Here is an 11174-nt window from a genome sequence, read left to right as displayed (position 1 = left end):
GCTCCGTGCTTAAACCATGAAACCGGCTTCGCGCTGGCCGTCGAAGCGCCACGCGGGATGACGCCAGCCTTCGACGCCGTAGTCGGACAGGCACTGGTCGACCAGCGCCTTGCACCGGTCGATCGCGCCTGCGGCGGTGGAGTGGTTCAGCATGTCGAGCCGCACTTGCTCGTTGTTGCCCGCGTAGTTGTGTTCGTACAGTTCGTGGCGACCACCGAACTCGCTGCCGATGGCGTCCCACAACAGCTTGACGAGCTTCAGGCGATCCTCGGCATTCGAATGGGTGCCTTGGAAGTACGTGTCGATCAGCGGGCGTAGTTCGGGGTTGATCATGTCCGCGAAGCTCGCCACCTGCATGATCGGCGAGCCGCCCAGGATGGTGTCGAAGATCGGCTTGATCTGCGAGATGATCTGCGCGCCGAAGTAGCGCACGGTGGCGGCGGCTTCGAGGCGCGGCACGACCGACCCGTCCGCGCGCGTTTCCGGCGCGCAGCACAGCGCCTCGGTCATCGCCCACATCGCGTTGCGCCAGCCCACCACTTCCGCTACCCGGGTGCGCACGCCGCGGAATTCGTACGTGCCGTTCGATTCGAGCAGCTTGACGAGCACGCCGCACATGAAGTCGAGCTTCACCGCGAGACGCGTGCCGGACTGCAGCGGATAGCGGTTCAGGAAACCCGACGCCGAGTAGAAGCTGCGCGCCTTCGGCACGTTGCGATAGATGAGCACGTTTTCCCACGGCACGAACACGCCGTCGAAAATCAACACCGAGTCGTTTTCGTCGAAACGGCTGGAAAGCGGGTTGTCGAACGGGCTCAGTGCGGACGCCTCGAACGAGCGGCGGCAGACGATCTTCAGGTTCGGTGCATTCATCGGCATGATGAAGCACAGCGCGAAGTCGTCTTCGCGGCCTTCGGCGTATTGCGTCGCGCTGTTCTGCGCAACGAACGTGGCGTTCGAGATCGCCGCACTGGTCGCGACCATCTTGGCGCCGCGCACGATTATGCCGTCGTCGCGTTCCTTCTCGACGTGCAGATAGATGTCACGCATGCTGTCGACGGTTTTCGCGCGGCCCACCGGCGGATTGACCAGCACGTGATTCATGAATGTCACATTGCGCGCGGTCTGGTTGTACCAGCGTATCGCGTTGTCGCGAAACGGGTCGTAGAAATCCGGGTCTGACAGCAGCGTGGCGGTGAAGCCCGCCTTGTAGTCCGGCGTGCGCCCCATGAAGCCGTATGACAGGCGCGACCAGTGCGCGATCGCATCGCGCGCCTTGAGCAGATCGTCCGACGAGCGCGCGGGCGTGAAGTAGCGATGCGTGCGGTAGCCGTGCGGATCGATCGTGGTCATCACGTCGCTCGATTCCGGCGCATGCAGCGCGTCGTACAGCCTTGCGATGGATTGTGCGCTGTTGCGAAACGCCGGGTGGGTGGTCACCGAGCGCACTTTTTCGCCGTAGATATAGATCTCGCGGCCGTCGTCGATGCTGGCGAGATAATCCGCGGCAGTGAACATTTCGTTTTTCTCCGCAATTTCCAGTTTCAATGCGGTGTTTGCGCTCTGATTCATGGACTCCTCCAAATTGATGCCTGCCTGACTGGCGATGCGTGCAGACCGTCCGGGTAGACCGGGACGGCGTGCCCTTCAGTCGTTCGGGGTCAAAGGGATTAGATGACGGAATATCAGGTACTGAATGAACTCGTGATGCGTGGCTACGAAAAGTAACGGACAATCAGGAACAAGCCGGACACGAGAATCACCACGTTCACGAGCTTCACGAACTGTTCGCGGGACAGCTTCAACGTGATATGACGGCCCAGCCAGACACCGGCGAGCATGCTCGGAGCGAGCAGTAGGGCGAGCAGCAGCAGGTTGACGTCCGCATAGACTCCAGCCACGAGGAAAATCACCAGCCGGGTGAGCGTGGACAGACCGATGAGCGTGGTTTGCGTGACGCGAATGCGTTCCTTGCTGTCGAGGCGGCTTTGCAGGTAAATCGCATAAATAAAACCGCCGCTGCCGAACAGTGCACTGAATATCCCGCCCACGAGGCCGAACGGCACCGATAAAACCGGCCCGAATTTGCCGACCGGTTTAAAGCCGCTCAGCGAATATACGGAGTAACCGATCACGAATACGCCGAGCAGCAGCAGAAGCACGTCGGGCTTGGTGAAAAGCAGAATCAGCGCGCCGATCCCGCTGCCCATCATCATCAGCGGCACGAGGCGTTTCAATTCGCTGAGCTCGGCCTTGCGGCCGTCACGCATCAGATTGGTCGTAGCGGCGAAAAAATCGAGTAACGCGAGTAACGGCACGATGTGGGAAACCGGCATGAACTGCGCCAGCAGCGGACTGGCGACCAGCGCGGTGCCGAAGCCCGCGATCCCGAATACCACATACGACAACGCGACGCCCATCCAGATAATGGAAAGATGGGATATGCTCAGATTGATCAGCACGGCCTGGTTTCCTTGTGCGCTGTTGGTTTTTTTATCCTGATTTTGGTTTTCATGATCCGCGTTCAGATACGGATCGTTCAGTCGATTTTCAGGTCATATTTTAATTCCCGTTAATCGCCTGGGGTTTGACTGTAAACCAGTTCGAAGAGGTTGCGATATGTTGCGGGGTGAATAATTGATTTTCGAATGATTATTTTGCGAATCAGAATATATATTGATCCCGGTTCGCGATGCGGGAGGCAACTCAATATATTCTGGCGGCGGCATACTGACCAATATAAAATACGCAAACAGATATCTAAAAAAGGCATAGCCATGGTGTCGATGCGGCAACTACGCTACTTCGTGGAGATCGTCGAGGCAGGCAGCTACAGCCTGGCGGCCGAGCGCCTGTTCGTGGCGCAGTCGGCGCTCAGCCGACAGGTCAAGGAACTCGAGGCTTCCGCCCAGGTTCAGTTGCTTACGCGCGGCGCCCGCCGTTTCGAACTGACGCCGGCAGGCAAGACCTTTTACGACGGCGCAAAGCGTCTTTTATTCAACCTGAATGAAACGCTGGTGCAGACGCGTCATGCCGATCGCGGCGAACAAGGCGTCCTTCGTTTATTGCATTCCAGTTCCGTGCCGCTTGCCGATCCGCTCATCGAACGGATTCAGGCTTACCTGGCCCGGCATCAGGGCGTGTCGCTGGAGGTGTCGCAGATGTCGTCGGAGCAACAGGGCGAGGACATCGAGGAAGGGCGCAGCGACGTCGGCCTCGTGCGGCTGCCCGTGCACGTCAAGTTTCCCGGCGTGCGGGTGGAAGAGTTGTATACCGAGCAGTTGATGCTGGCGGCGCCCAGCGCACATCCGCTCAGTCAGCGCACCGAAGTGTCGGTGACAGAACTGCGCGAGGAGCCGTTTGTCTCGTTGCCGCACGGCGAGCGGGGTGGCCTCAGTTATCGCGTGGCCGAATTGTGCATGCGCAACGGTTTCTTTCCGCGTGCAGCGCGCGCCATCTCGCGTAAGACCACCTTGCTGAGCCTCGTGGACGCCGGCCTTGGCGTGGCGCTTGTACCGGGTAGCATGCGCTCGATCGCCCCCGGAGGCGTGCGCTTCGTTCCGCTCGCCGCCGCGGACTGTTCCACGGCCGTGGCATTGTTGTACCGGCGTGGGGTGTCGCCGCTGGTGGACGGTTTCGCCGCCGCGCTGCGCGCGGAGACGGACTGACGCAGGCCGATGCCGCCGCGGCGCCGGGCGAATGCGGGCGTCCGCGCCGCGGCGAATTCGTGCACGTAACGGGTGAACATCGCGGGGCTCGCCGCATTCATCCCGTGCGACGTGCCGCCGATGGTCCGTCGCTGCGCATCGGCAAAATGCGCCACGGGTAGCGCATCGACGGCGCACCGGCATCCGACGCCGTGCTTACACGCGTGCTGTACGCGCATGGGCGGCGCTTCAAGTTCGGCGAGGTGGCACGTTCGCACGCACGGGGTGCTTTGCCGCTGTCGCGAGCGCAACCAACACGCCAGAATTCGGTGAGAGTGCTGAAGTTGCGGCGGCGGACGCCGCACACGGAGGAGCTTCGTTGGAACTCCTTTATTTGACATAATCATAGTTATCGGCAATTTGTGTTGTAGCAGCTATATCCTAATGTCGTGTTCTGGCTATTTACAGATGTCGTGTTTTTGACTGCTGGCATGCTGGACGGCTCGTTGAGCAAGCACGGGGGCCGACCATGCAGCCAGCCGGATTGGTGACACTGACGATGCGAGAGCTTGATCGACTCAAGGTAATCCAGGCCGTGGTGGACACGGGCTTGAAGCCTGGGCGTGCGGCTGAACGGCTGGGCCTGAGCGTGCGCCAGGTGGAACGGCTGATCATCCGATATCGAGAGCAAGGAGCCAGCGGCGTAGCTTCGGGCCGTCGCGGCCGGCCGGGCAACCGCAAGCTCGACGACGGGCTGGCGTTACGTGCCCTGACCGTTATTCGCGATCGCTACGCCGATTTCGGGCCGACGCTGGCCTGCGAGAAGCTCTGGGAATGTCACGGCATCCGGTTGGCCAAGGAAACGGTCAGGAAGCTGATGACGGAGGCTGGTTTGTGGATTCCTCGCCGGCAGCGACCGCCGAAGGTTTATCAGCCACGAGCGCGTCGGGCGTGCCTGGGTGAACTGATCCAGATCGACGGCAGCGACCATCGGTGGTTCGAGCAACGGGCGCCGGCCTGCACGCTGCTGGTGTACGTCGATGACGCAACGAGCCGGTTGATGATGCTGCACTTCACGCAGACCGAATCGACCTTCAGCTACTTCGAGGCCACGCGGGCATATCTGGAGCGCCACGGCAAGCCGGTGGCGTTCTACAGCGACAAATACAGCGTGTTTCGCAATACGAGTGCCGGCAAGACAGGCCAGAGCGTGACGCACTTCGGCCGGGCCATGTACGAACTGAACATCGACACGTTCTGTGCGAACAGCAGTTCGGCCAAGGGACGTGTCGAGCGTGCACACCTGACGTTGCAGGATCGGCTGGTCAAGGAGTTGAGACTGCGTGGCATCAGCACGGTAGCCGACGCCAACGCTTATGCGCCCTCCTTCATGGCCGCCTACAACGCGCGCTTCGCGAAGCCGCCGCGCAGCGACTTCGACGCGCACCGGCCGCTGCGGGATGACGAGGATCTGGATGTCTTGCTGACGTGGCGCGAAACACGGCGGGTCACGAAGGCGCTGACGGTGCAATACGACCGGGTGCTGTACCTGCTGGACGACACACCGGAGAATCGGGCGTGGATACATCGCGACATCGAGGTGTGGGAGTACCCGGACGGGCGCATCGAGCTTCGAGCGGCGGGTCAGATTCTGTCGGCCCGAGCCTATGACCGGCTGGCCGAGGTGGATCAAGGCGCGATCGTGGATCACAAGCGCTTGAGTCATGCGTTGCAGGTCGCACAAGCGTTTCAGGCGCAGCGCGACAGCCGGCGGATCGGAACCGCGCCGTCGCGAACCCATCGAGGGCTGCCAGTGCGGGCGAACGAAGCGCATCCCGGCACGAAGAAGCCACGCCGGTTCACGGAGGCAGACATGGACGCAGCAATTCTGCAGGTTACATCTCAAGCGGAATCGAACCGGCGGTCTGCCAAGGCCCGCGGGTGAACGTAAGCGCCCTGCTGCTTCAGGCTCGGCGCTTCAACACGGCATGACGGAAAACCGATGAAACATGCGACATCTGTATTTAGCTGGCGCTACGACATCTGAATCCGGGTATGACATGTGTTGTAGTGGCTAGATTGAAATGTCCGCTTTTAGCTACATAGAAATGTCCGCTTTCGTGCCGCGTAAGCTGTTCGGCCGCCGGGTGTCCGGCGCCGGAGGCTGCGATGGCTGCAACGGAGTGGATCACGATGACGATGCGCGAGCTGGACCGATTCAAGGTCATTCAAGACGTGGCGGATGGCAAGCTCAAGCCGTGGCGTGCAGCGGAACGGCTGGAACTGACGACCCGGCAGATTCGCCGGCTGGTCGCCCGACTTCGGGAACATGGCGCGGCGGGTTTGGTATCGGGACACCGAGCGAAGCCGAGCAACAAATGAGCAATGGCAGCGCTATCGAGTCGAGCGCTTCCCATGGATCCGGCGCTTCTTCGCGAGAAGATGATGACCGCCCGCCAGAACGAGTCGCTCCATGAACAGCCGCTCCGATTCGATATCGTCCCGCGACGCGGGATGAAATGCGATGCCAAGATCAAACCAGCGCGCCCCGATCGAGATGCGTGCACAGCGCGATGCGTGCACTCGAACGCACCCTGCGAAGATCCACGCCCGCCTACTCCTGCCGCGACACCCCGCCCGGCAACTACCACTACTGCCAGTACCTCCGCTGTCCGTGCCCCCTTACTCTTGTCGGCATCGCTGGCGCGCCGTCCGAGGCCGCGCCGCTTCGACCGGAGACACGACAGATGCCATTTGACTGGACGCAGGAACAGCATGCGACGCTCGCGCGCTTTCGCGACATCGGCACGGAGATCGCCGCGGCGGAACGCGACGCTCGCGCGCCTGCCGGATTCGATGCAGCCGGCTGGACCCGGCTCGGCCAGGAAGGACTGTGGGACATGATCGTACCGGAGACCTACGGCGGCGACGGTCACGGCTGGTGGCACTTTTCCGCGGCGCTGGAAGGGCTTGCATCGACGATCCGCCGCCCGGCGCTGCTGCTGTCGGTGATCGCGCAGGCCGGCATGGTGCGCGCGCTCGAACGCTACGGCACGGCAACCCAGCAGGACCGCTATTTCGGCGCGATCCTGCGCGGCGAACTGAGCGCGACGGCGATCGCCGAACCGGGCACCGGCACCGACGTGCGCAGCATTGCGACGAAGCTGGTCGAGCACGGCGACGGCTACCGGCTGACCGGCAGCAAATTCAACATCGCGCACGCGCCGATCGCGCGCTTCATCCTCGTCGTCACGCGTGTTGAAACGCTCGGCCGACGCAATACGGCGCTCGTGATCGTCGACCGCGACCAGCCGGGCATGACCGTCGCGGCGCCCGACAGCAAGCTCGGCCTCGACGACCTGCCCACCGGCGCGCTGCATTTCGACGACTGCCCGATCGCGCGTGGCCAGCTGCTGGGCGAACCGGGCGCCGGGCTCGGCAACCTGATCGACATCATTTCGCTCGGCCGCCTCTACTACGGCCTCGTCGCCGCGCAGGTGACGGCGCCGTACCTGCGCGACGCAATCGCCTATTGTCGCGACCGGCGCAGCTTCGACAGCACGATCGACGCGCACCAGTACGTGCAGCGCCGCCTGGTCGACCTGCAGATCGGCATCGAGCGCGGCACGTGGCTCGCGCGCGGCGCGCTCGCGCAGTTGCTGACGGATCACCCGCAAGCGCTGATGACCTGCTCGATCGCGAAGCTGGTCGGCGCGCAGGATCTCGTCGACGGCGCGCTCGGCCTCGTGCGGCTGTACGGCAGCCTCGGCTACCAGGCCGGGCCGGTGGCCGCATTCGCGTCGGACGCGCTGGGTTTCATGAGCGTCGGCGGAACCGAGGAAATGCATCGCAAGAACATCTTCAACCAGATGATGCGCGCCGGCTGAACGCCCGCCATCGACATGCGTACGACGCACCCTACAGGAATCCAAGCATGACAACGACCCACCGACGCCCTTCCCGCCTGCGCCGCTCCTGGCTGTTCCTCGCCGGCGCCGATCACGATGCGCTCGTCGACGGCGCCGCAAGCGGCGCGGACGTATTGATCCAGGAACTCGAGACCTTTACGCCGCCGGACCGGCGTCCGGCCGCGCGCGAACTCAGCGAGCGCGTGCTCGCGGGCTGGCGCGATGCCGGCATCCTCGCGTCCGTGCGCGTGAACCCGCTCGACGCGGGCGGCATCGACGACCTGCGCGCGGCGATGCGCGGCCGGCCGGACATCGTGATGATGTCGTACGTCGCGACGCCCGAGCAGGTCGTCGCGCTCGACGAAGCCGTCACGCGCTTCGAGCGCGAATACGATATCGCGCCCGGCTCGACGGAACTGGTGCCGAACATCGAGTCGACGCTCGGGCTCGTGAACACGATGGCGATCGCGCGTTCGAGCCCGCGCGTGTCGGCCGTGCTCGTCGCGACCGAGGACATGGTGGCCGACATGGGGGCCGAGCGCACCCGCGCGGGCCGCGAGCTCGACTATGTGCGTTCGCGCTTTCGCGTCGAATGCGCGGCCGTCGGCATCACCGCGATCGACTGCCCGTACAGCTATGCCGACAACGAAGGCGCGGAGCTCGACATGCGCGTGTCACGCGGCCTCGGATACCAGGCCAAGGCGATCGTCAACGCGCAGTTCGTGCCGGTCGTCAATCGCGTGTTGACGCCGACGGCCGACGAAGTCGCCCTCGCCCGCCGCGTGATCGACGCGTTCGACACCGCCCGGCGCGCGTCCGGCGGCCGCCGCGTGGCCGCGGCCGTCGTCGACGGTTTCCTCGCGGAAGTCCCGGACTATCTCGCCGCGCACCGGCTGATCGCCCGCGCGACGCAATTCGGCATTGCCTGAGCCCGCCATGGATACGATCGCCACGCGCCTGAAGGCGCTGAAAACCCTCGCGCATGCGGCGCCGCACGTTCCGGCCGAGAACTGGCCCGACACGCCGCAAGCGCAATTCGAACGCTGGCTCGACGAGGCCGTTGCCGCAGGCGCCGTCGAACCGCAGGTGATGACGCTGTCGACGGTCCGCCCGGACGGACGGCCCGACGCACGCTCCGTCGTACTGCTGAACGTCGACGCGCGCGGCTGGCATTTCGCGGCGAGCACGCGCAGCCCCAAGGGGCGCCAGATCGAAAACCGGCCGTTCGCCGCGCTGACGTTCTATTGGCCGGCGATCGCGAGCCAGGTCCGCCTGAGCGGCCCGGTCGAGCGGCTGCCGGCCGCCGAAGGCCGCGCCGATTTCGCGGGCCGCCCGGAGCGGTCGCGCGCGAGCATCCTGGCCGGCCGGCAAAGCGAACGGCTCGACGATCCCGCCGACCTGACGCGCGCGATCGACGCGCAGCTCGCGCGGCTGGCCGCCGACCCCGCACTCGTGTCGGAGGACTGGCACCTGTACACGCTCGCGCCGGACGAAGCCGAATTCTGGCGTGCCGACAGCGCACGCCGCTTCGCGCGGCAGGCGTACCGTCGCGACGGTCAGCGCTGGGAACGGTGTGCGCTATGGCCTTGAAGTCCGCCGCCCCCCCGTCGCGACCGGACGGCACTCGGCACGACGGCATGAATGACCTGATGCACGACCGGATGCACGAAGACACGCGCCTCATGCACGCGGGCCGCGACAGCGCGGCCTGGCATGGCTTCGTCAATCCGCCCGTCTACCATGCGTCGACCGTGCTCAGCCCGACGGTGTCCGATCTGCTGAACCGCACGCAGCCGTATATCTACGGCCGCCGCGGCACGCCGACGACCGACGCGCTCGAGCGCGCGGTGACCAGCCTCGAAGGCGGTGCCGGTGCGGTACTGTGTCCGTCGGGTTTGTCCGCGTGCACGCTGGCGCTGCTGTCGTGCCTGAAGCCCGGCGATCACCTGCTGATGACCGCATCGGTCTACGGCCCGGTACGCCATGCGTGCGAAGGCGTGCTTGCGCGGCTCGGCGTCGAGACGACCTGGTACGACGGCAGCACGCCCGTCGCCGCCTCATTCCGTGCGAATACGCGCGCGCTGTATGTCGAAGTGCCGGGCTCCTATACGTTCGACATGCACGATATCCCGGCGCTCGTCCGGCTCGCGCACGCACACGGCGCGCTGGTCGTCGCGGACAACAGCTGGGCCACGCCGCTCTTCTTCCAGCCGCATGCGTTCGGCATCGACCTGTCGATCCAGGCCGGCACCAAGTACCTGGTCGGGCATTCCGATGCGATGCTCGGCACCGTGTCGGCCACCGAACGCGCGTGGCCCGCGTTGAAGCAACTGCATGGCGATCTTGGGCTGTGCGCAGGCCCCGACGACGTCTATCTCGCGCTGCGCGGGTTGCGCACGCTCGGCGTGCGGCTGCGGCAGCACCAGCGCAACGCGCTGGCGGTCGCGAGCTGGCTCGCGACGCGCCCCGAAGTGCAGCGCGTGCTGTACCCGGCCCTCCCCGGCGACGACGGACATGCGCTGTGGCGCCGCGATTTCCGCGGCGCATCGGGGCTGTTCTCGATCGTGCTGCAGCCGGCGCCGCCGCACGCGGTCGAAGCGTTTCTCGACCACCTCGCGCTGTTCGGGCTCGGTTATTCGTGGGGCGGCTACGAGAGCCTCGCGCTGCCGTTCGAACTGGACGCGCACGGCCTTGCCGCGCGCTGGCCGGCCGGCAGCCGCGGCGTGCGCGTGCATGTCGGGCTCGAGGACCCGGACGACCTGATCGCCGATCTCGCGGCCGGTCTCGATCGTTATGCGGCGTGCGCGCGGCAGACCGCCGCCTGCGAGGATGCCGCGCGATGCTGACCGTCTGGGGGCGCCGCACGTCGTTCAACGTGCAGAAGGTGTTGTGGCTTATCGGCGAGCTGGGCGTGCCGTACCGGCACATCGCGGCAGGCGGTGAACACGGCTCGCTGCAGACGCCCGCGTTCGCGGCGCTGAATCCGACCTGCCGGATTCCGGTGATCGACTGGGATGGCGACGTCGTGTGGGAGTCGCACACGATCCTGCGCTATCTCGCCGCGCGGGTGCCGAACAATCCGTTCTGGTGCCGCGACGCGTTCGCCCGTTCGCGCGCCGAGCGCTGGATGGACTGGTCGCAGACCGCGCTCGAACCCGACGTGATGACCGGGCTGTTCTGGGCGCTCGTGCGAACGCCGCCGGAGCGGCGCGACGATGCGCTCGTACGCGACAAGGCCGCGCGCAGCGCGACGCATTTCCAGCTGCTCGACCGGCTGCTGTCGACCCAGCCCTTCCTGGGCGGTGCGACGCCGGGCCTGGCCGACATTCCGGCCGGCGCGACGCTGTTCCGCTATTTCTCGCTCGACGTCGAGCGGCCGCGGTTGCCGCACGTCGAGGCCTGGTACGCCCGCCTGAGCCGACGCCCCGCCTATCGCGAACAGGTCATGGTGTCGTTCGACGCGTTGCGCGGCCAGCCGGGCTGACGCTCCGCGTGACGACTCACACGGCCTCGCGGTTTCACGAACTCTCGACCTCACGAACTCACGACCTCACGACCTCACGACCTCACGACCTCACGAACTCACGACCTCACGAACTCACGAACTCACGAACTCACG

9 protein-coding genes and 2 pseudogenes are annotated in these 11174 nt (G+C 65.1%); 8 read left to right on the top strand and 3 right to left on the bottom strand.

The features are described 5' to 3' along the window. Positions 1–9: 9 nt before the first annotated feature. On the bottom strand, positions 10–1518 hold the full coding sequence (locus PQB87_RS09500) for a 4-hydroxyphenylacetate 3-hydroxylase family protein (protein WP_063803056.1): 1509 nt from the start codon (positions 1516–1518) through the stop codon (positions 10–12). Positions 1519–1715: 197 nt separating this feature from the next. Beyond that, on the bottom strand, positions 1716–2462 hold the full coding sequence (locus tag PQB87_RS09495) for a sulfite exporter TauE/SafE family protein (protein WP_153489011.1): 747 nt from the start codon (positions 2460–2462) through the stop codon (positions 1716–1718). A gap of 315 nt (positions 2463–2777) precedes the next feature. Here PQB87_RS09495 and PQB87_RS09490 point away from each other — a divergent pair, with 315 nt between their 5' ends. Continuing rightward, the gene (locus PQB87_RS09490) at positions 2778–3668 is read left to right on the top strand and encodes a LysR family transcriptional regulator (protein ID WP_059682540.1); all 891 of its coding nucleotides are present in this window, start codon (positions 2778–2780) and stop codon (positions 3666–3668) included. A gap of 44 nt (positions 3669–3712) precedes the next feature. Here the strand turns inward: PQB87_RS09490 and PQB87_RS09485 are convergent. Further along, positions 3713–3808, bottom strand: a pseudogene (locus tag PQB87_RS09485) (alpha/beta fold hydrolase); the annotation flags it as partial. Between the two features lie 368 nt (positions 3809–4176). On the opposite strand from PQB87_RS09485, the gene PQB87_RS09480 reads away from it, so the two are divergent. From PQB87_RS09480 to PQB87_RS09450, 7 genes and pseudogenes are all read left to right on the top strand, one after another. Then, on the top strand, positions 4177–5592 hold the full coding sequence (locus PQB87_RS09480; RefSeq protein ID WP_301861659.1) for an ISNCY family transposase: 1416 nt from the start codon (positions 4177–4179) through the stop codon (positions 5590–5592). Between the two features lie 224 nt (positions 5593–5816). Next, a pseudogene (locus PQB87_RS09475) lies at positions 5817–6023 on the top strand (helix-turn-helix domain-containing protein); the annotation flags it as partial. A 371-nt stretch (positions 6024–6394) separates the two neighbouring features. After that, positions 6395–7534 carry an acyl-CoA dehydrogenase family protein gene (locus tag PQB87_RS09470; RefSeq protein ID WP_489241543.1) on the top strand — a complete coding sequence of 380 codons (1140 nt, stop codon included), beginning with the start codon at positions 6395–6397 and terminating at the stop codon, positions 7532–7534. Positions 7535–7581: 47 nt separating this feature from the next. Beyond that, positions 7582–8484 carry an HpcH/HpaI aldolase/citrate lyase family protein gene (locus PQB87_RS09465; RefSeq protein WP_059488474.1) on the top strand — a complete coding sequence of 301 codons (903 nt, stop codon included), beginning with the start codon at positions 7582–7584 and terminating at the stop codon, positions 8482–8484. A gap of 7 nt (positions 8485–8491) precedes the next feature. Beyond that, positions 8492–9145: a pyridoxine/pyridoxamine 5'-phosphate oxidase gene (locus tag PQB87_RS09460; RefSeq protein ID WP_063805445.1), complete on the top strand. Its 654-nt coding sequence runs from the start codon at positions 8492–8494 to the stop codon at positions 9143–9145. 47 nt (positions 9146–9192) lie between these two features. Further along, positions 9193–10401 carry a cystathionine beta-lyase gene (gene metC / locus PQB87_RS09455; RefSeq protein WP_489241540.1) on the top strand — a complete coding sequence of 403 codons (1209 nt, stop codon included), beginning with the start codon at positions 9193–9195 and terminating at the stop codon, positions 10399–10401. Then, positions 10395–11039: a glutathione S-transferase family protein gene (locus PQB87_RS09450; RefSeq protein ID WP_060063148.1), complete on the top strand. Its 645-nt coding sequence runs from the start codon at positions 10395–10397 to the stop codon at positions 11037–11039. Before metC ends, PQB87_RS09450 begins: the two co-directional genes overlap by 7 nt. Positions 11040–11174: the final 135 nt, after the last annotated feature.

The organism is Burkholderia sp. KL41 (genome assembly GCF_057005415.2).
This window is presented reverse-complemented; position numbering and strand designations above follow the sequence as displayed.